This window comes from Arthrobacter sulfonylureivorans (assembly GCF_047607445.1).
Lineage (GTDB): Bacteria > Actinomycetota > Actinomycetes > Actinomycetales > Micrococcaceae > Crystallibacter > Crystallibacter sulfonylureivorans_A.
Window position 1 is genome coordinate 123789 of sequence record NZ_JBLKRT010000003.1, and the last position, 20658, is coordinate 144446.

The 20658-nt window shown below is 66.8% G+C and carries 17 protein-coding genes; 12 read left to right on the forward strand and 5 right to left on the reverse strand.

Annotated features, from left to right (window positions below):
• Positions 1 to 8 precede the first annotated feature (8 nt).
• From ruvC to ACMX2H_RS02630, 7 genes are all read left to right on the forward strand, one after another.
• Positions 9 to 569, forward strand: coding sequence for a crossover junction endodeoxyribonuclease RuvC (gene ruvC / locus ACMX2H_RS02600; RefSeq protein ID WP_414958829.1), 561 nt, complete (start codon positions 9 to 11; stop codon positions 567 to 569).
• A 206-nt stretch (positions 570 to 775) separates the two neighbouring features.
• The gene (ruvA, locus tag ACMX2H_RS02605; protein WP_414958830.1) at positions 776 to 1411 is read left to right on the forward strand and encodes a Holliday junction branch migration protein RuvA; all 636 of its coding nucleotides are present in this window, start codon (positions 776 to 778) and stop codon (positions 1409 to 1411) included.
• Between the two features lie 28 nt (positions 1412 to 1439).
• Complete coding sequence (gene ruvB, locus ACMX2H_RS02610; protein WP_136785490.1) at positions 1440 to 2498, forward strand: Holliday junction branch migration DNA helicase RuvB; 1059 nt, start codon at positions 1440 to 1442, stop codon at positions 2496 to 2498.
• A gap of 199 nt (positions 2499 to 2697) precedes the next feature.
• Positions 2698 to 3081, forward strand: a complete 384-nt coding sequence (gene yajC / locus ACMX2H_RS02615) for a preprotein translocase subunit YajC (protein ID WP_414958862.1) — start codon at positions 2698 to 2700, stop codon at positions 3079 to 3081.
• Between the two features lie 112 nt (positions 3082 to 3193).
• Positions 3194 to 4921 (forward strand): protein translocase subunit SecD, encoded by a 1728-nt coding sequence (gene secD, locus ACMX2H_RS02620; protein WP_414958831.1) that lies wholly within the window; start codon positions 3194 to 3196, stop codon positions 4919 to 4921.
• On the forward strand, positions 4921 to 5913 hold the full coding sequence (secF, locus tag ACMX2H_RS02625) for a protein translocase subunit SecF (RefSeq protein WP_414958832.1): 993 nt from the start codon (positions 4921 to 4923) through the stop codon (positions 5911 to 5913). The genes secD and secF overlap by 1 nt, the downstream gene beginning before the upstream one ends.
• A gap of 397 nt (positions 5914 to 6310) precedes the next feature.
• Positions 6311 to 8521 carry a RelA/SpoT family protein gene (locus ACMX2H_RS02630; protein WP_136785488.1) on the forward strand — a complete coding sequence of 737 codons (2211 nt, stop codon included), beginning with the start codon at positions 6311 to 6313 and terminating at the stop codon, positions 8519 to 8521.
• A 59-nt stretch (positions 8522 to 8580) separates the two neighbouring features.
• Here the strand turns inward: ACMX2H_RS02630 and ACMX2H_RS02635 are convergent, their stop codons facing one another.
• From ACMX2H_RS02635 to ACMX2H_RS02645, 3 genes are all read right to left on the reverse strand, one after another.
• Positions 8581 to 9090 (reverse strand): type IV toxin-antitoxin system AbiEi family antitoxin, encoded by a 510-nt coding sequence (locus tag ACMX2H_RS02635; RefSeq protein ID WP_414958833.1) that lies wholly within the window; start codon positions 9088 to 9090, stop codon positions 8581 to 8583.
• A gap of 204 nt (positions 9091 to 9294) precedes the next feature.
• Complete coding sequence (locus ACMX2H_RS02640; protein WP_414958834.1) at positions 9295 to 10986, reverse strand: DUF349 domain-containing protein; 1692 nt, start codon at positions 10984 to 10986, stop codon at positions 9295 to 9297.
• Between the two features lie 64 nt (positions 10987 to 11050).
• On the reverse strand, positions 11051 to 11842 hold the full coding sequence (locus tag ACMX2H_RS02645; protein ID WP_414958835.1) for a peptidylprolyl isomerase: 792 nt from the start codon (positions 11840 to 11842) through the stop codon (positions 11051 to 11053).
• A 206-nt stretch (positions 11843 to 12048) separates the two neighbouring features.
• Between ACMX2H_RS02645 and hisS the strand changes: the two genes are divergently transcribed.
• Entirely contained in the window at positions 12049 to 13398 is a 1350-nt protein-coding gene (hisS, locus tag ACMX2H_RS02650; protein ID WP_414958836.1) for a histidine--tRNA ligase, read from the forward strand.
• A 79-nt stretch (positions 13399 to 13477) separates the two neighbouring features.
• Here hisS and ACMX2H_RS02655 read toward each other — a convergent pair whose 3' ends face one another.
• Positions 13478 to 14728 carry an APC family permease gene (locus ACMX2H_RS02655; protein ID WP_414958837.1) on the reverse strand — a complete coding sequence of 417 codons (1251 nt, stop codon included), beginning with the start codon at positions 14726 to 14728 and terminating at the stop codon, positions 13478 to 13480.
• A 209-nt stretch (positions 14729 to 14937) separates the two neighbouring features.
• Here ACMX2H_RS02655 and aspS point away from each other — a divergent pair, with 209 nt between their 5' ends.
• The 3 genes from aspS to ACMX2H_RS02670 all read left to right on the forward strand — a co-directional run bounded on the left by aspS (position 14938) and on the right by ACMX2H_RS02670 (position 19050).
• Complete coding sequence (aspS, locus tag ACMX2H_RS02660; protein WP_414958838.1) at positions 14938 to 16746, forward strand: aspartate--tRNA ligase; 1809 nt, start codon at positions 14938 to 14940, stop codon at positions 16744 to 16746.
• A gap of 92 nt (positions 16747 to 16838) precedes the next feature.
• On the forward strand, positions 16839 to 17456 hold the full coding sequence (locus ACMX2H_RS02665; protein WP_414958839.1) for a GNAT family N-acetyltransferase: 618 nt from the start codon (positions 16839 to 16841) through the stop codon (positions 17454 to 17456).
• A 178-nt stretch (positions 17457 to 17634) separates the two neighbouring features.
• A complete protein-coding gene (locus tag ACMX2H_RS02670; protein ID WP_414958840.1) occupies positions 17635 to 19050 on the forward strand; it encodes a replication-associated recombination protein A in 1416 nt (471 codons plus the stop codon).
• A gap of 150 nt (positions 19051 to 19200) precedes the next feature.
• Here ACMX2H_RS02670 and dtd read toward each other — a convergent pair whose 3' ends face one another.
• Positions 19201 to 19653 (reverse strand): D-aminoacyl-tRNA deacylase, encoded by a 453-nt coding sequence (gene dtd, locus ACMX2H_RS02675; RefSeq protein WP_414958841.1) that lies wholly within the window; start codon positions 19651 to 19653, stop codon positions 19201 to 19203.
• Between the two features lie 235 nt (positions 19654 to 19888).
• Here dtd and rpsD point away from each other — a divergent pair, with 235 nt between their 5' ends.
• The gene (gene rpsD, locus ACMX2H_RS02680; RefSeq protein WP_136785369.1) at positions 19889 to 20515 is read left to right on the forward strand and encodes a 30S ribosomal protein S4; all 627 of its coding nucleotides are present in this window, start codon (positions 19889 to 19891) and stop codon (positions 20513 to 20515) included.
• Positions 20516 to 20658 lie beyond the last annotated feature (143 nt).

Genomic DNA, 20658 nt, shown 5'->3' on the forward strand with positions numbered 1-20658 from the left:
CAACAGCCTTGCGTGTCCTGGGTGTGGATCCCGGCCTGACCCGGTGCGGGCTGGGCGTGGTCGACGTCGAGCCGAACCGCCGCTCCACGCTGGTGCAAGTGGGCGTCGTCGGGACCACCCCCGACATGCCGCTGGAACTGCGTCTGCTGAAGATCGCCGAGACCATCGACGAATGGCTTGATGCCCACGCACCGGACGTGCTCGCCGTCGAACGCGTCTTCAGCCAGACCAATGTCAGCACCGTGATGGGCACGGCGCAGGCCTCCGGTGTGGTGATGACCGCTGCAGCGCGGCGGGGGATTGTCGTCGCGCTGCATACTCCTACCGAGGTGAAGGCGGCGGTGACTGGCAACGGCCAGGCGGACAAAGCGGCGGTGACCAAGATGGTGACGCGGATCCTGCGTCTGGACACACCGCCGCGTCCGGCCGATGCCGCCGATGCTTTGGCGTTGGCGATCACCCACGCATGGCGCGGCGGGGCCACCAAGCCGACGGCGGGCGGCGGCATGACCGCCGCCCAGAAGCTCTGGGCGGAAGCCGAGGCAAAGACCAAGCGCACCTACCGTTGAAACCTCCGCTTCGACTGGACCGGCCCGGAACGCGCCCGAACGGGCCTGGACCGGCCCGGCCGGAGGGCGTCACGGGTGTGGCGGTTGCCGGTAATGTCGGCGGCGGCCCGTAAGCTATTCGTAAGTATGTTCGGACAATCCCTCGCGTGCTCCGCTCCGGGGATGGGGTCCGGGCCACCGCCAGTGCCGGATTTGGGAGTTGGATCATGATTAGCTCGTTGCGCGGCGTCGTCGCTCATGTGGGGTTGAATTCGGCAGTGATCGACGTCAACGGTTTCGGCATGCTCGTTCAGGCAACGCCACAGACCCTTGGCACGCTGTTCGTCGGGCGGGAAGCCCAGCTGGCCACCACCATGATTGTGCGCGAAGACTCCATGACCCTTTACGGGTTTGAGGACGCGGCACAGCGGGAAGTCTTCGAGACCCTCATCTCGGTCAGCGGTGTGGGTCCGAGGCTGGGCTTGGCGGCGCTGTCGGTGCACTCGCCCGAAGCGCTGCGGATTGCCGCCGCGGACGGCGACAACAAGGCGTTCAGCAAGGTTCCCGGCATCGGCCCCAAGCTCGCCGGCAGGATTGTGCTGGAGCTCGCTGGCAAGCTGGTCCCCACCGGCGAGGTGGCCCCGCAGCAGGCGGCTGGTTGGAAGGGCCAGGTTCAGCAGGCCCTCTCCGGTCTGGGCTGGTCGGACAAGGACGCCGCGGCGGCCGTGGACACCACCGCCGAGGAGAATCCGGAGGCGGCTGCTGCCGGCCATGTGGGCGACCTGCTGAGGCTGACCCTGCGGCGACTGGGCCAGGACGGCGCCCGGACCGGTTCGGCCCGACGCACCGCGGGAGTGAAGTAGCGTGGCGGAGGACGCCGGGGAGGGCCGGCTGGTCTCCACCGCGTCGGAGGCCGAGGAACGGGCCATCGAATCTGCGCTGCGGCCTAAGAACCTGGACGATTTCGTGGGCCAGGCCAGAGTCCGGCAGCAGCTGTCGCTGGTGCTGGAAGCGTCCCGGATCCGCGAGCGGACCGCCGACCACGTTCTGCTGTCCGGTCCGCCCGGGCTGGGCAAGACCACGCTGGCGATGATCATCGCGGCGGAAATGAACGCGCCGCTGCGGATCAGTTCCGGTCCGGCGATCCAGCATGCGGGCGATTTGGCGGCGATTCTGTCCTCGTTGACCGAAGGGGAGATCCTCTTCCTCGATGAGATCCACCGGATGTCGCGTCCGGCAGAGGAAATGCTGTACATGGCCATGGAAGACTTCCGGGTGGACATCGTGGTGGGCAAGGGAGCCGGCGCCACAGCGATTCCGCTTGATCTGCCGCCCTTCACGCTGGTGGGAGCCACCACCCGGGCCGGCCTGCTCCCGGGCCCGCTGCGCGACCGGTTCGGCTTCACCGGGCACCTGGAGTTCTACGCCGTCGAAGAACTGGAACTGGTGCTTCGCCGCTCGGCGATGCTGCTGGATTTGAAGGTGAGTTCCGCAGGGTTTGCCGAGATCGCCGGCCGCTCCCGCGGCACACCCCGGATCGCCAACCGTCTGCTCCGCCGGGTCCGGGACTGGGCGTTGGTGCACAAGATCGACGAAATCGATTCCCGCGCCGCAGCCGCTGCACTGGACATGTACGAAGTTGACGAGCGCGGTCTGGACCGGCTGGACCGGTCGGTGCTGACCGCGCTGATTACCAAGTTCGGCGGCGGGCCGGTCGGGCTGTCCACGCTGGCCATTGCCGTCGGCGAGGAAACGGAAACGGTGGAGACCGTGGCCGAGCCGTATTTGGTCCGGGAAGGCCTGCTGGGGCGGACGCCGCGCGGGCGGATCGCCACAGCCGCCGCGTGGCAACATCTGGGGCTGGCGGTGCCCGATCATCTGGCCGCGGGCCAGACCGGCGACCTGCTTGCCGAGCTTTTGGAGCCGGACACGGATTTCGCCGACAACTGAAGTGGCCGTGTAAGCGCGGTCACCGCGTAGAATGGTAGGAACGTGCGGAGTGCGCCGTTCCGTCAGGAACCCGGCAGGCTGCGTACACGGTCCGGCATTTCCTGCCGGTCCGCCCCAGACATCTAGGACGGAATTTCCTGTGTTCGTAAATCTCTTCGCTGCTACCAATACCCAGCAGCAGTCCGGTGGCATCGACGTGATGACCATCGGGTTGTTCGCGGTTTTCGCGCTGCTGATCTTCTTCATGTTCCGCAAGCAGAAGAAGGTCCAGGCCCAGATGCGCGAAAAGACCGAGCGCCTTAAGGAACAGATGGTTCCCGGCACCGAGGTCATGACGCAGTTCGGTCTCTTCGGCACCGTCGTTTCCGTTGACGCCGACAACAACAAGGTGGTCCTCGAACTGTCTCCGGGCAACACCGCCACGGTGCACACGCAGGCAGTCAACGAAGTGGTGACGCCGGAGACCCCCGAGGTTCCGGACGATGCGTCTTCGCTGACCGCCGAGACGGCCGACCGCCCGGAGGAAACCGCCGAGGAGACCTTGAAGCGCCTCAACGAAGAGCAGAACAAAGACACCAAGTAGGCCAGCGACGGCTTAGCCGCATCGGCGTGCAGTGGCGGGGCATGCCCCCGCCACTTCGCCGTGTACCGGCCGTTTTGGCCGGCCGCCTGAGTCAATGAGAGAAAGATCTTCCATGGCACGATCCGGTTCCACCAGCATTGCTCGGCGGACACTTATATGGCTCGGTGTGCTGCTTGCCGCCGGTACCGTCATTCTCGGCAGCGGTGTTTTCACCAACCAAGCGAGCTGGGCTCCGAAGCTGGCGCTCGACCTTGAGGGTGGCACGCAGATGATCCTGGCGCCGAAGGTGCAGGGCGCCGGAGGCCAGATCACCGGTGAGCAACTGAACCAGGCCGTGGAGATCATCCGCCAGCGCGTTGATGGCTCCGGCGTGGCAGAAGCGGAGATCACCACGCAGTCCGGCCGCAATGTGGTGGTCAGCCTGCCCGGCATTCCGGACCAGCGCACCCGCGAACTGATCCAGGCGTCAGCCGACATGGAATTCCGCCCGGTCCTGACCTCTTCGACGGGCGCGGCTGTCCCTGAAGCGGAGCGGACACCGGTGAAGGATATTCCGAAGCCGACGGCCAAGCCGGAGAACTTCAGCGACCCGAACTGGATCACACCCGAACTCTTCCAGGAATTCGAAGCGCTCGACTGCCTTGACCCCGCCGCTGCGGCGAACGAGGCCGAGGCTGCCGACCCGGCGAAGCCGATGGTTGCCTGCGAACCGGACACCGGAATGAAGTACATCCTGGGCCCGGTGGAAGTACCTGGCACCGACATCGCCGACTCCAGCTTCGGGCAGACCCGCGGCCAGCAGGGACAGACCCTGAACCAGTGGGCCGTCAACATTGAGTTCAACGGCGAAGGTACCCGGACCTTCAAGGCGGTCACGGAACGTCTGTTCGGGCTTTCCGGAGCACGGAACCAGTTCGCGATTGTGCTGGACGGCCAGGTGATCTCCGCACCGACCACGAACGCCGTCATTCCGGACGGCAAGCCGCAGATCACCGGCAACTTCACCGAAGAGTCCGCGCGCGGCCTTTCCGAACAGCTGAAGTACGGCGCCCTGCCGATCAGCTTCGAGATCCAAAGCGAGCAGCAGATTTCCGCAACGCTCGGCGCCGACCAGTTGCGGATGGGCCTGATCGCCGGGCTCATCGGCCTGGTGCTGGTCGCCGGCTACTCACTCTTCCAGTACCGGGCGCTCGGCTTCGTCACGATTGCGTCGCTGGTGGTGGCGGGCCTGATCACGTATCTGGCCATTGCGATTTTGGGCTGGACCGAGAACTACCGGCTTTCGCTGGCTGGCGTCGCCGGCCTGATTGTGGCCATCGGCCAGACTGCCGACTCGTTCATCGTCTACTTCGAACGCATCCGCGATGAACTGCGCGAGGGCCGGGGTCTGGTCTCCGCGGTGGATAACGGTTGGAAGCGTGCACGGCAGACCGTGTTGGCCTCCAAGGCAGTCAACCTGCTGGCCGCCGTCGTGCTGTACTTCGTGGCCGTGGGCAACGTGCGAGGGTTCGCCTTCACGCTGGGCTTGACCGCGGTGGCCGACCTTCTGGTGGTCTTCCTGTTCACCCACCCGACCATGGTGCTGCTGGCCAAGACCAAATTCTTCGGCGAGGGCCACCGGTTCTCCGGCCTTGACCCGCGGTTGCTGGGCGCGGTGCCGCTCTACCGAGGTGCGGGGCGCGTCCGCCAGCCGGGCGAACGCACGACCCCGGTCCGGGCCAAGAACACCGCGGCTGCCGCCGAAGCGGGCCGCCGCCAGACCATTGCCGAACGCCGAGCGGCCGAGAAGCAGCAGGCGACCAGCGGCGCAGGCCGCGGCGCCAACAAGGAGAGCAACTAATGGCCAACTTTGCTAAGTGGGGCAACGATCTCTACACCGGCAAGCGCTCCTATGACTTTGTCGGCAAGTACAAGGTCTGGTTCGCCATCGCCATCGTCGGCATCCTGCTCTCCATCGTGGTGCCGTTCGTCAAGGGCGGCTTTAACCTAGGCATCGATTTCCGCGGTGGTTCCGAGTTCACGGTGTCCAACGTTCAGAACACCGACGCCGGACCGGGCGAAGCCGCCGTGGCCAAGGTCGCTTCGGAGTCCGATCCTCGGGTGACCAACATCGCGCCCGGCACCATGCGGATCCAGACCGAACGGCTGGACGATGATCAGACCCTGCAACTGCGCGATGAGTTGGTTGGTGCCTACGGTGTTCAGGCCAACGAAGTGACCTCCTCGTACGTCGGTCCCACCTGGGGCGCAGACGTGACCCGGCAGGCGCTCTGGGGCCTGGTGGTGTTCGTTGTGCTGGCGGCGTTCATGATGGCGCTGTACTTCCGGACGTGGAAGATGTCCATCTCCGCGCTCAGCGGGCTGGTGGTGGTGCTGGTCCTGACCGCTGGCATCTACTCGCTCAGCGACTTCGAGGTCACGCCCTCGGCGATCATCGGCTTCCTGACCATTCTGGGCTATTCGCTGTATGACACCGTGGTGGTCTTCGACAAGATCCGTGAGAACACCAAGGACTTGGACAAGTCCACCAGGAGGACGTTCGCGGAAGAGGTCAACCTGGCTGTGAATCAGACGCTGGTCAGGTCGATCAACACCTCCGTTGTCGCCGTCCTGCCGGTGGCCGCCATTCTATTCATCGGCGCGTTCGTCTTGGGTGCTGGCACGCTGAAGGACCTGTCGCTGGCCCTCTTCATCGGCATCATCATTGGCGCGGCGACCACCATCTTCATTGCGGCACCGATGTACGCACGGATCCGTGTGAAGGAACCGGCGCTGGTCAAGCAGGCCCAGCGTGTGGAAGAACGACGCCGGAACGAGGCTGTCACCGTCTGACGCCGCTCCGCGTTCTGGCGAAGTGTGACGGTCAATGGCGCTGTCCCGGGCCCCGGCTTGTGTGCTGTTGGGGCCCCGGGGCTGTGAGGCGTCCCTGCCGGGCCGGGGGAGTGTGACGCGGCTCCGGGTGCCGGGGCAGCAGGGGCGGGCATAGACTGGACGTTGCGGAGCAACATTCAGGTGGTGCTTCGGCTGGCGGGTGGACTACCAAAGCCAGCGTCAGCTTCAGGACAAGTCGGAAAGGCGGGCAGGATTGGCCGAGAACCTCAGGTCGACCGAGCAGGCCAGTGATAGCGGCGTGAAGCCGGATCCTGGTTCTTCTGTAGTGCCTGCGGTCAAGGACACTCCGGCTACCGCACCGGTCCGCCACGCCTTCCCGGGCCGCCGGGAACGCACTATGTCCCGGCTGGCCCGGTTGGCAGGCAGGGGTGGTTCCGGCTATTCGCCCATCCTCGAGCCACTGCTCCGCACCGTGCGGGCGAACAATCCGCGCGAGGACTTCGACCTGATCCAGCGCGCCTTTGTTGTGGCCGAACGCAGCCACCGCGGACAAAAGCGCAAGAGCGGCGATCCCTACATCACGCACCCGGTGGCGGTCGCCACCATCCTGGCTGAACTGGGCATGACCGGGACCACCCTGGCTGCCGCGCTGCTTCACGACACCGTCGAGGACACGGAGTACACCCTCGACAACCTCAAGAAAGAGTTCGGTCCGGAAGTCGCCATGCTGGTCGACGGCGTCACCAAGCTGGACAAAGTGCAGTTCGGCGACGCGGCGCAGTCGGAGACCGTGCGCAAGATGGTTGTGGCGATGGCCAAGGACATCCGTGTCCTGGTGATCAAACTCGCCGACCGGCTGCACAACGCCCGCACCTGGCGCTTCGTGTCCCCGGAGTCTTCCGCAAAAAAGGCCCGCGAGACCCTGGAGATCTTCGCTCCGCTGGCCCACCGGCTGGGCATGAACACCATCAAGTGGGAGCTGGAAGACCTCTCGTTCGCGGCCCTGCATCCCAAGGTCTACGAGGAGATCGTGCGGATGGTGGGGGAGCGCACCCCCGAGCGCGAGAAGTACCTGACCACGCTGCGCACCAAGATCGGCGATGATCTGCGTGCAGTGAAGATCAAGGCCACGATCACCGGCAGGCCGAAGCACTACTACTCCATCTACCAGAAGATGATTGTGCGAGGTAAGGACTTCGACGACATCCACGACCTGATGGGCATCCGGGTGCTGGTGGACACGGTCCGCGACTGCTATGCCGCGCTGGGAGCCCTGCATTCGCGCTGGAACCCGCTGCCCGGCCGGTTCAAAGACTACATCGCCATGCCCAAGTTCAATATGTACCAGTCGCTGCACACCACAGTGATCGGGCCGGGCGGCAAGCCGGTGGAGATCCAGATTCGCACCCACGAGATGCACCGTCGCGCCGAGTACGGCGTTGCGGCGCATTGGAAGTACAAGGACATCGCGCGCGGCGGAACTGCCGACGGCGGAGACATGGGATGGCTCCGGAGCCTGGTCGACTGGCAGCAGGAAACCAGCGATCCGGCCGAGTTCCTCGACTCCCTGCGGTTTGAAATCAACGCCAAGGAAGTCTTCGTCTTCACGCCCAAGGGCGAAGTCATGGCGCTGCCGGCCGGTTCCACGCCGGTGGACTTCGCCTACGCAGTGCATACCGAAGTGGGTCACCGCACCATCGGTGCCCGGGTCAACGGCAAACTGGTCCCGCTCAACAGCGAGCTCAACCACGGCGACTGGGTGGAAATTTTCACCTCCAAGGCGGAGGGTGCGGGCCCGAGCCAGGACTGGCAGGGCTTCGTCAAGAGCCCGCGGGCACGGAACAAGATCCGGCAATGGTTCACCAAGGAACGCCGCGAAGAGGCGATCGAAAAGGGCAAGGAACACCTCACCCGCGCCATGCGGAAGCAGAACCTGCCGCTGCAGAAGATGATGACGCACGATGCGTTAATGTCGGTGGCGCAGGAACTGCACCACGCCGACGTGTCCGCGCTGTATGCCGCGGTGGGCGACGGCCATACCTCCGCGCAAAACGTCATCGAGCACTTGGTCGGCCTGCTCGGCGGGCAGGAAGCCGTCGAGGAAACCGAGCCGTCCATTTCGACCGTGGTCAGGCGGCCCAAGCATCCGGACTCCGGTGTCACGGTGGTCGGCGTGGGCGACGTCTGGGTCAAGCTGGCCCGGTGCTGCACCCCGGTTCCGCCGGATCCGATCGTCGGGTTCGTCACGCGGGGGTCGGGCGTCTCCGTTCACCGGTCCGACTGCCGGAACGTGGCGGAGCTGCGGGAAAGTCCCGACCGGATCGTCAACGTCGCGTGGGCACCCACCCAGTCCAGCGTCTTCTTGGTGGAGATCCAGGTAGAGGCCCTGGACCGCAAGAGCTTGCTCTCCGACGTCACCCGTGTGCTGGCCGAGAACCACGTCAACATCCTTTCCGCGACCGTGCATACCTCCAGCGACCGGCTAGCCATCTCGCGGTTCTCCTTCGAGATGGGCGATCCAAAGTACCTGAGCCACGTCCTCAGTGCTGTCCGGCGCATCGATGGCGTGTACGACGTCTACCGCACCTCGGGCTCGCAGCGCCGCTGATCCAATCCCGGGCCGTCAGCGCGCCGGAGCAGGGCAGCGTCCGCTGGCGTGAGCTTGGGCTATGGCTTCGCGTCCATCGCCGCGTCGATGCGCTGCAGCGCGCGCGCCTTGCCAGGCAACCTGGGCTTGGCCTCGATCGCCTGCCGAATCACGTCCAACCGGCAGCCGAGTGTCTTGGCTTGCGCCAGCGCGCACAAGACGCGGACCGCGTCGGGTTCCGGTGCATGCAGCGCCACGTCCAGCGCCGTCCGCAGCGGTGTGCTGACCGGGACGCCGCCGATGGTCACCGTATCCAATGGTCCCAGCGTCACCTCATGGATGAGGGCCAGGCGATAGCGGCCCTGCGAGGTTGCCCTGTGCCGGTGATCCAGCAGGACCGAGAGTTTTTGGGGCTCCGGGGCGCAGCCGTAAACCCACGCCGCCGTCAACCGCCCCAGCACCACCTTCCGGCGGACCTGCTCCGGCAGGCTAAAGAAGGCGGCAGCAGCGCGGTGTCGGGGCGTCACCTGGTCCCAGGGCAACGCAAATCCCGGGCCGTACACGTTGACCAGGAGGCCGTCCAACCTCATGCACTCGAGCTCACTGCGACTGAATGGGTGGCCGGGCCGCAGAACCATCGGCGGCACCTGCGCCGTGGAGACAGCAGCCGGCGAGGCAGGGGAAGGGTGAAGGGCCATGCCAGCCAGCATGCCAAACGGCATCCAGCAGCCGAAGGGCCGGGACTGCTTTGTGGAAAGCGGTCCCGGCCCCTCCGGTTGTGTAGGTCTTGGCTGCTAGGAGAAGTCCTCTGCGGAGCGCTGGAGAGTGTCCAGCCACTGGCGGCGCGCCTCCAAGGCCTCGCGTGCCGCGGTGATCCGCCGCTGGTCTCCGGCCTGTTCGGCCTGAGCCAAATCATCCTCAAGCCCGGCAATGGCGGACTCGAGCTGGGAGAGCGCGCTGTTGGTGCGGGCCTTGGTCTCCGGGTTGGTCCGGCGCCAGTGATCGTCCTCGGCAGTCTTGACGGCATCCTCGACCTTGCGCAGGCCGGCGTCGATCCGCTGCATGTCGCCGCGGGGAACCTTGCCTGCTTCCTCCCAACGATCGCGGATCGACTGCAGGGCCTTCTTGGCCGCGGCCAGATCGGTCACCGGCAGCAGCGCCTGCGCCTCGGCTACCAGCGCCTCCTTGACCGCCAAGTTGGCGGAGAATTCCTGATCGATCGCCTCATTGGCTGACTGCCGAGCAGCGAAGAACTTGTCCTGGGCCGCACGGAACCGCGTCCACAGGGCGTCATCGTCCTTGCGGCTGGCGCGCTTCGAGGCCTTCCACTCGTCCATCAGCTTCCGGTACTCGGCGGCGGTGTGTCCCCAGTCGGTCGAGCTGGAAAGCTCTTCGGCACGCGCAATCAAGGCTTCCTTGGCGGCCTTGGCCGCGGCGTTGTCGCTGTCGAGCTGGCTGAAGAAGGCCCGGCGGTGCCGGTCGAAGACCGTGCGCGCGGAGCGGAACCGCTTCCACAGCGCGTCCTCGGTGCTGCGGCCCAGCCGGACGCCGCTCTTCTGAGCGGACTTCCAGGCATCGAAAAGCTCGTTCATCCGTGCGCTGCTGGTCTTCCACTGAACCGTCGACGGTTCCTTGCCCGCGATCTCCTCGGCCTCGGCGACGATGGCCTCCCGGGCAGCCAGTTCAGCGGCCCGCTGGGCCTCCTGCCCGGCCTTCTCGGCCTTCTGCAGATCGCTGATAGCAGTGCCCAGTGATTCCAGCCTCGCCTCAAGCGCGGGGATGTCGCCCACCATGTGGCGTTCTGCCGTCTGGGCCTTCAGGTGTTCCAGTGTCTTGTGCATGTCGGTGGACGGCGCCTTGGCTTCCACACGCTGCTCCAGCAGTGCTGCCTGGGCTGCGACGTCGTCGTACTTACGCACAAAGTAGGCCAGCGCTTCGTCCTTGCTGGTATCCGGGTACTGCCCAACCGGGTGTTCTTGACCGTCGATCAGCAGGAACACATGCCCGTCGTCGGTCACCCGGGCCCACTTGGACGCCTCGGACAACGGCGTGGAAGTGACCGTCGGGGCCGGGATGACTTGCTGTGCCGAAGCGGCAGTGGCGCTCTTCCCGAACATGGCGGCGGGCGTGGGCTTCGGGCCGGGCATGGGCTTCGGCGTCGGCTTGGCAGCCTGGCTCGGGGCCGAGGGGGCAGCCGCCGCAGCATCAGGTGCCTGCTCAGTCTTGGCTTGCTCAGCCGGTGCCTGATCAGCTTGGGCCTCCGCGGCCGGCTCAGTCTGGGCCTGCGCGGCCGGTTCAGACTGCTCAGTCTGGGTCTGTTCGGCCTGCTCCGCCGCGGCCGGCTCGGCCGTAGCCTGCTCGGCGTGCTCCTCGGGCGACTGCCCGGTCTGCTCGGCTTGTGCCGGATCAACCGTTGCCGGAGCGGCCGGGGCCTGCTCGGTCTCGGTGGTCTGAGCTGTTTCGTCGGATTGTTGACTAGGTGTCACCGCTAGAACTCTTTCGCTTGTGTCCGGGACCGTCTTTTGAGACGGCACCGTCGTGGTGTTGGGCTCACTGGATGGTGAACGACTTTATTGTTACCGGTATTTTAGGCGGTCCGTCCTGGCTGGCAGCATCCTCGACACCGCCGGCCGCAATCTGCTCGATGACGTCCAGCCCTTCGGTTACCTTACCCATAATCGTGTAGCCGCCGGTATCCTGCGGGATCGTCGAATCTTTCCACGCAATGAAGAACTGCGTCCCGTTGCTGTAGGTGCTCGCGCCGCGGGCCACGGCGATCGTGCCGGCGGGGTAGACGCCGTCCTCGGGGGTGTTCTCTACCGGCCCCCACTGGTACTCCGGGTCGCCGCTGCCCGCGCCGTCCACCGAGCCGCACTGGAGCACTCCCATGCTGGTGGCAGTGGTGAGCCGGTGGCAGGTCTTACCCTCAAAGAATCCGTCCTTCGCCAACGTGGTGAAGACCGCGGCTGCCTGGGGAGCGGCCTTGCCGTCCAATTCCACGCCGATATCGCCTTCATTGGTCGCGATGGTGCCGTTGAAGACTTTGCCGGCGGCAAGCTCAGGAGACGGGATGTGTGCCGCATTGCCGGAGGACGACGGCGAGGGGACGGCTGCCGGGTCCTCGAGGCCTTGGCGGACCTGATCCATTTGGGACGGGGTGGGGTTCGAGGCGAAGACAGTGAGCTGCACGGTTACGGCACCGGCCACCAAGACTGCGATTGCCGCACCGGCCGCAATATTGTCCCTTTTGCGCCGCGCCGATTGCTGCCGGCGCAGGTCGCGCTTGGCTTCCATTAGGGCAATCCGCCGCCGGGCTTCGCGGTCCGGACTTTTCCGTGCCAAAGCTCCTCCTGGTCTCCGCTGACGTCTACGCTGACTCGGTCCGCCGCGCCGGCGGCGGCCGCACCGGCAGCGCGGTTTGGTTCCGCTGCCGTGGCAGGCCTTAAAATGGTCCAGCAGCCAGTTTAGCGATTCAGTGCCGCTGCGCGGTCGCCGGCTTCAGAACGATCAGCCCTTCTTCACCCTCATGTACTAGGAGATACGTCCGTATGGCACGCAAGGCCTCGCTGTCAGGCTTCCCGGAATGGCTTCCGCAGGAGAGGCTTGTGGAACTTCACGTGCTGGATTCGCTGCGCCGGACTTTTGAGCTGCACGGCTTCTCTTCCATTGAGACCCGCGCCGTCGAGACCGTAGCCCAGCTGCTGCGCAAGGGCGAGATCGATAAAGAGGTCTACGGCCTGCACCGGCTGCAGGCCGATGAAGCCGAAGGCAAGGGCGACGACAAACTGGCCCTGCACTTCGACCTCACCGTGCCGTTCGCGCGCTATGTAGTAGAGAACGCCGGCCACCTGGCCTTCCCGTTCCGCCGCTACCAAATCCAGAAAGTCTGGCGCGGGGAGCGCCCGCAGGAGGGCCGCGCCCGGGAGTTCACCCAGGCGGACATCGACGTGGTGGGCGACGGCGAGCTGCCGTTCCGCTACGACGTGGAACTGGCACTGGTGATCGTCGAGGCCCTCGGCGCCCTGCCCATCCCGGATTTCAAGCTGCGGGTGAACAACCGCAAGCTCGCCGAGGGCTTCTACCGCGGCATCGGCCTGACCGATACGGCCGGCGTGCTGCGCAGCATCGACAAGCTGGAGAAGATCGGCCCGGAAAAGGTTGCCGCGCTGCTGCAGGAAGAACTCGGGGCCACCGACGAACAGGCGCAGGCCGCGCTCAAGCTGGCCTCCATCCGCACTGAGGACACATCCTTCGTGGACCAGGTCCGCGCCCTGGGCGTCCAGCACGAACTGCTGGAAACCGGCTTGGCCGAACTGGAGGAAGTCATCGGCGAGGCGCACCGGCGCGCACCGGGCAAGGTCATGGCCGACCTCAGCATCGCCCGCGGCCTGGACTACTACACCGGCACCGTCTACGAAACCGTGCTGGTGGGCCACGAGCAGCTCGGATCCATCTGCTCGGGCGGCCGGTATGACGCGCTGGCAACCAAGGGTAACCGGACCTTCCCCGGCGTCGGGCTGTCCATCGGCGTCACCCGACTGGTCATGCGGATATTGGGCCAGGAGTTCGCCACCGCATCACGGCATGTCCCGACGGCGGTGCTGGTCACCTTGGCGAACGAGGACAGCTGGTCGCAGGCCCAGGACGTGGCGGGTCAGCTGCGCGAACGCGGCATCAGCGTCGAAGTGGCAGCGAAGGCTGACAAGTTCGGCAAACAGATCAAGTACGCCGACCGCCGCGGCATCCCCTTCGTCTGGTTCACCTCGGTGGCCGAAGACGGCAGCCTGAGCCACGAGGTGAAGGACATCCGTTCCGGCGACCAGACCGCCGCCGATCCGGCCAGTTGGACGCCGCCGGCCGAGGACTTGGTTCCGCAGGTCACCGCCGCCGCCCACTAGCCCTGGCGGTTTAGACCGATCCGCACTCGCCCAGCGGGTTCTCCGGTGGGCGAGTGCGGTTGAGCTGCCGGGCCGCCGCTTAGGCTTCGGGCCGGCGCCGCACCGGGGCCAGAACGGCCCGGCCGATGACGCCGACGGCGAGGACCGCGACCATCAGCACCACCGAGGTAATCGGCAGCGTGAACGCCAGCAGCAGGCAGCCGACCAGCCCGGCCACATTCAGCAGCTTCGGCGCGTGCCAGGGCCGTTCGTCCAGAGTCAGGGCAGCGGCATTGGCAACGCTGTAATAAATCAGCACGCCGAAGCTGGAGAAGCCGACTACGGCCAGCACGTCCTGGGTCAGGAGCAGGAAGATCACGACGACGGCGACCACCAGTTCCGCTGCCCACGGGACCTTGAAGCGCGTGCCCACCCTGGTGAAAATCCGGGGCAGGTCCCCTTCCCGGGCCATGGCGAAGGTGGTTCGGCCCACGCCGGCGATCAACGCCAGCAGCGCGCCCAGGCTCGCCAGGGCAGCGGCCAGGGCAATGGCCGTGGTGCCCACTCCGCCGCCGACCTCCTCCATCACCGCGTGCAGCGGGGCTTCGGTCATGGCCAGCAATTCGGGTCCCAGATAGCGCAGCAGGCCCAGGCCGATCAGCACGTAGAGCACGAACGTGATCAACAGTGCGGAGAAGATGGCCAGCGGGATTAGCTTCTTTGGTTCGCGGATCTCTTCGCCCATGGTCGCAATCCGTGCGTAGCCGGCGAACGCGAAGAAGAACAGCCCGGCGGCTTGCAGGACTCCGTAGGCGGATACCTCGGTCTGGGTTGCCGGTCCGCCGATGGGGTCGGCGTCGAACGCCACCACCACCACGAACACCAGAACGGCGGCCACAAAAGCTACGATCCAGCGGGTCACCCAAGCGGTCCTGGTGATGCCCAGCAGGTTGACCGTGGTCAGTACCACCACGGCGGCCACAGCGGCGGCGGTGGCATAGTCGGGGAAGACGTAAATGCCGAAGGTCAGCGCCATCGCCGCGCAGGACGCAATCTTGCCGGTGACGAAGCTCCAGCCGGCTAGGAAACCGGGCCATTCGCCCAGCCGCTTCCGGCCGTAGATGTAGGCCCCGCCGCTGGTGGGGTAGAGGGTGGCCAATTGTGCCGTGGCGCTGGCGTTGCAGTACGCCACGATGCCGGCGATGGCCAGTGCCAGCGGCAGCCAGGGCCCGGCCGCGGCGGCAGCCGGCGTGAAGACGACGAAAACGCCCGCACCGATCATGGAGCCGACGCCCACCGTGGTGGCGTCCACCCCGCCCAACCGGCGTTCCAGCGATGATTCACTACTCACAGATGCCACAGCTCCTAGCTGCGGGCCCGCAGGGTCTTCGGCCTCTCGGGCCGCTGGTGCCGCATGGTGCGGAGACAAGGGTCCGGGGCGCCGCGTGATCAACGGTAAACTCGTGTACGTCTCCACTAACCATAGCCGTACGCCGCAGCCGCACAGGTAAACAACAGCGGACGGACAGCTGAGCAATTCGTTCTACCGGAAGGACTGTTGTGCTGCGCACACACGACCTCGGCACCCTCAGGGCCGAGCACATCGGACAAACCGTTACCCTCGCCGGCTGGGTGGCCCGCCGCCGCGACCACGGTGGTGTGGCCTTCCTGGATCTGCGCGATGCCTCCGGCGTGGCCCAGGTGGTGGTCCGCGAAGAGGACGTCTTCCATGCGCTGCGCAACGAGTATGTGCTGCAGATTAAAGGCACGGTGGAGAAGCGGCCCGAGGGCAACGAAAACCCGGGCCTTGCCAGCGGCGAGGTAGAGGTCATCGCGGAGGACGTCGTCGTTCTCAATACTGCCGAACCGCTGCCGTTCCAGGTGGATGAGCACGTGGAGGTGGGCGAGGAAGCCCGCCTCAAGCACCGTTACCTGGACCTGCGCCGGCCCGGTCCGTCGAAGGCGCTGCGGCTGCGTTCGGAGGTCAACCGGGTGGCGCGTGAACTGCTGCACGCCGACGGATTCGTGGAGATCGAAACCCCGACGTTGACCCGCTCGACGCCGGAAGGCGCCCGCGACTTCCTGGTGCCGGCACGCCTGGCCCCCGGATCCTGGTACGCGCTGCCGCAGTCCCCGCAGCTGTTCAAGCAGCTGCTGCAGGTGGGCGGCTTCGAGAAGTACTACCAGATTGCCCGCTGCTACCGCGATGAGGACTTCCGCGCCGATCGGCAGCCGGAATTCACCCAGCTGGACATCGAAGCCAGCTTCGTGGACCAGGACGACATCATCGCGCTGGGTGAGCGGATTGTGCAGGCACTGTGGCGGCTGATCGGCGTCGAGATCAGCACCCCGATCGCCCGGATGACCTACGCCGAGGCGATGGACAAGTACGGTTCGGACAAGCCCGACCTGCGGTTCGGCCAGGAACTGACCGAGCTCACCGAGTTCTTCAAGGACACCACCTTCCGCGTCTTCCAGGCCCCCTATGTGGGCGCCGTGGTGATGCCCGGCGGTGCCTCTCAGGCCCGTCGCACGCTGGACGCCTGGCAGGAATGGGCCAAGCAGCGCGGCGCCAAGGGCCTGGCCTACGTGCTGGTCCAGGAGGACGGCGAGCTCACCGGCCCGGTGGCCAAGAACCTCACCGACTTCGAACGCGAGAACCTCGCCGGCACCGTCGGCGCCAAGCCCGGTGACTGCATCTTCTTCGCCGCCGGCGACCGGTCCTCGTCTCGGGCGCTGCTCGGCGCGGCCCGGGTGGAAATCGGCCACCGCACCGGATTGATCAACGACGGCGACTGGGCGTTCGTCTGGATCGTGGACGCGCCGATGTTCGAACCGGCCGAAGCCGCCGTGGCCTCCGGCGACGTGGCCGTCGGATCCGGTAAATGGACGGCCGTGCACCACGCCTTCACCTCGCCCAAGCCGGAGTTCATGGACACCTTCGACACCGACCCGGAGTCGGCGCTGTCCTACGCCTACGACATTGTCTGCAACGGCAACGAGATCGGCGGCGGTTCCATCCGTATTCACCAGCGCGACATGCAGGAGCGTGTGTTCAAGGTGATGGGCCTGGACAAGGAATCGGCACAGACCAAGTTCGGCTTCCTGCTGGAAGGCTTCAAGTACGGCGCCCCGCCGCACGGCGGCATCGCGTTCGGCTGGGACCGCGTGGTGGCGCTGCTGGCCGGCGAGGATTCGATCCGCGAAGTCATCGCCTTCCCGAAGACCGGCGGCGGTTACGACCCGCTGACCGCCGCGCCCGCCGCGATCACGCCGCAGCAGCGCAAGGAGGCTGGCGTGGACGCCAAGCCGCAGCCCAAGGAACCGGCAGCCAAGGAACCGGCAGCTAAGGAAGCCGGGGCCAAGTAAGCCGGCACAGCCGGCATCCCTTTCGGCATTGACGGACGACGGCGGGCGCGTACCTCTTGTGGTGCGCGCCCGCCGTGTTGTCTGCTGGGGGCATGACTACGGAGACCGGCGCCGACGTGGCGATTGTGCCCGCGAACGAGGCGTCCTGGGACGAACTGCAGTTAGTGCTGGGCGTCCGCGGCGAGGCTGCCAGCTGCCAGTGCCAGTGGTTCCAGTCGGCTCCGGCCCAATGGCGCGAGGAGCACGTCGAGGAACGGGCCCTCCGGCTCCGGGCCGGGACCTCCTGTGGCGACCCGGCGGCCGGGGCCACCAGCGGCCTGGTCGCCTACCTGGACGGTGAGCCGGCCGGTTGGTGCGCGGTGGAGCCGCGGACGGCCTACCGTCGCTTGCGGACCAGCCGGGTGGTGTGGGCCGGCCGTGATGAGGATCCGGACGACGGCAGTGTCTGGGCAGCCGTCTGCTTTGTGACCCGGAAGGGTTTTCGGCGCCGGGGCATCAGTCGTGCGTTGGCCGCTGCCGTGCCGGACTGGGCGGAGGAGAACGGGGCCCGCGCCGTCGAAGGGTACCCGCTGGTCTTGAAGCCGGGGCAGGAGATGACGTGGGGCGAACTCTATGTGGGCAGCCACAGCATCTTCGCTGCGGCCGGTTTCCGCGAAGTCAGCCGCCCCACCGCCCGCCGGGCCGTGATGCGGATCGACTTCGAGCCTTAGCCGGTCCGTGGTGCGGATCGACTTCGAACCCCAGTCCGGGTAGCTGCGCTGTCTGCAGGGTGCCCCGTCTTGCCCGGGGACCGGAACAGGGCGCGGCAGGGCAGAGCGCGGGTGATGCCCGAACTTCCGCGCGGGCGATGCCGCCAGCACAGCGCCGCGAACGGATAGCCTTGACGGTGTGAGTGATTTGTTCAGTGCAGCCGCGGGCGACGACGAAGACTACGACGCCGAGGCCGGCAGCCACGATGCAGTATCCGGCGGCTCCTCGCGGCCGCGCAGCCCGCTGGCGGTCCGGATGCGGCCGCGCACGCTCGATGACGTGGTGGGCCAGCAGCACCTGCTGGAGCCCGGGTCTCCGCTGCGGCTGCTGGCGGCCGGCGGGGCCGCCACCGGGCCTGCCGGGCCGTCGTCGGTGATCCTCTGGGGCCCGCCCGGTACCGGCAAGACCACGCTGGCGCATGTGATCGCCCGCGGTCCCGGCCGCAAGTTCGTGGAGCTCTCCGCGATCACCGCCGGCGTCAAGGACGTGCGCCGCGTAATGGACGAGGCACTGACCGCCCGCGACCTGCACCGCACCACCACGGTGCTGTTCCTGGACGAGATCCACCGGTTCAACAAGGCGCAGCAGGACGCGCTGCTGCCCGGCGTCGAAAACCGCTGGGTAGTGCTGGTTGCCGCCACCACGGAAAACCCGTCGTTCTCGGTTGTCTCGCCGCTGCTGTCCCGTTCGCTGCTGCTGACCCTGAAACCGCTGACCGCCGATGACATTGAGCAACTGCTGGTGCGCGCGGTCCAGGACGAGCGCGGGCTGGCCGGCCGCGTGGAACTGAGCGACGAGGCGCTGGAACACCTGGTCCGGCTGGCCGCCGGCGACGCGCGCCGCGGCCTGACCGCGCTGGAAGCCGCGGCGGGTGTGGCCTGGGGGGAGTCCGGCGGAGAAGGCGCCGACGGCAGCCCGGTCCGGGTGGAGCTCAGCCACGCCGAGCGCGCGATGGACCGTGCCGCCTTGCGCTATGACAAGGCCGGGGACCAGCACTACGACATCACCAGTGCCTTCATCAAGTCCATGCGCGGTTCCGACGTGGACGCCGCGCTGCACTACATGGCACGGATGCTGGAGGCGGGGGAGGACCCGCGCTTCGTGGCCCGCCGGATCATGGTGCACGCCTCCGAAGACGTCGGGATGGCCGATCCCACCGCGTTGCAGACCGCGGTCGCCGCCGCGCAGGCGGTCCAGTTGATCGGCATGCCGGAGGCCCGGCTGGTCCTGGCCCAGGCCGTGGTCCACATTGCCACCGCGCCGAAGTCGCCGGCCTGCCACGACGCGATCAACGCCGCGGTGGCCGATGTCCGGGCAGGGCGCGGCCAAGGGGTTCCCCTCCACCTGCGCGACTCCCACTATGCGGGGGCGAAGGGGATGGGCCACGGCAAGGGCTATGTCTACTCGCACAACGCGCCGCACGGGATCGCCACCCAGCAGTACGCGCCGGACGACCTGGTGGGCCGGAACTACTACGAACCCACCACGAACGGCGCCGAGCGGGAGATCTCGGCGCGGGTGGACCGGCTGCGCAAGATCATCCGCGGATCATAACGACGGCGGGGTCCGGCGGCAGCGGCCAGCTTTCCAACAGCAGGCGGCCCGGGCTATTCCGACGGCGGGGCCTGGCTGCAGCGGCCCGTTCCAACGGCGGGCGTCCGGTCATCCGACGGCGGGGCCTGGCTTTTCCAACGTCAGCACGCGTCAGCTGCGGCGCGGCTTGGTGAAGTCCTCGGTGTCCAGGCTGATGGTGAACGGGCCGGAATTGACCAGTTCCACCTCCATCATGGCGCCGAAGACGCCGGTTTCCACCTGGGCGCCCAGCCCGCGCAGGGCCGAGACAAAGTGATCCAGCAGCGGTTCACTGACCTCACCGGGGGCGGCCGCGGACCAGGACGGCCGTCGGCCACGCCGGGTGTCGGCGTACAGGGTGAACTGGCTGACCACCAGCAGCGGGGCTCCGGCATCGGCGCAGGAGAGTTCGCCGTCCAGGATGCGCAGCCGCCAGATCTTCTCCGCCAGCGCCGCGGCGTCCTCGGTGCTGTCGGAATGCGTGGCGCCGACCAGGACCACCAATCCGGGGCCGGGCAGGGCGCCCACCACCGTGCCGTCGACGCTGACGCTGGCGCGGCTCGCGCGCTGGAGAATGGCTCGCATCCAGCCAGCCTAGACGTGGCGAGGCACCCGACCGGCTGATGCTAGAATGGTTGGCTGACTGGCAAGCCGTTCTTGCGCCGTCGATCCCACGAGTAGTCCAGCCGACTGAGGCAGTTCAGCGAAGGGGAGAGTCGTGTGCTCGGAACGGACTGTAGCTGAAGGTAGCGGTTGACCAACGCTCTCCGGGACTTGGAGGCCAGCAAACCATTACACCGCACATAACTGGAAGGACATCGTGGCTAACAACACACGAGCCCGCCGCAAGGTCCGCATTTCGCGTGCCCTTGGCATTGCCCTGACGCCCAAGGCTGAGAAGTACATGGAGCGTCGTCCGTACGGCCCCGGCCAGCACGGACGCGCCCGCCGCAAGCAGGACAGTGACTACGCCGTTCGTCTGCGCGAGAAGCAGCGTCTGCGCGCCCAGTACGGCATCCGCGAAGCACAGATGACCCGTGTCTTCGAGGAAGCCCGCAACACCGCCGGTCTGACCGGTGAAAACCTGATCGAGCTGCTGGAAATGCGTCTTGACGCCCTGGTGCTGCGTGCCGGCTTCGCCCGCACCATCGCCCAGGCCCGCCAGCTCGTGGTGCACCGCCACATCATGGTCAACGGCAAGCGCGTGGACCGTCCGTCCTTCCGCGTTTCCGAAGGCCAGCTGATCCACGTGCACGAGCGCTCCGAGAAGATGCCCCCGTTCCAGGTGGCAGCTGCCGGCGCTCACCGCGACGTGCTCCCCAACGTTCCGGCGTACCTCGACGTTGCTTTGGAGAAGCTGCAGGCCCGCCTGGTCCGCCGCCCCAAGCGCTCCGAGGTTCCCGTGACCTGCGAAGAGCAGCTGGTGGTCGAATACTACGCTCGCTAATAAGTAGTTCCGGGGCCTGAACATCCCGGAAGTACCTTGGCGAGATGCTGCCTCCGGCATGGAGGCGGCGCTGAACAGCCCGCGGCATCGGCCGCGGGCTGTTCAGTAGGTAAGGTGTTGTTCAGTGGCGGGAAGGTTCCTGC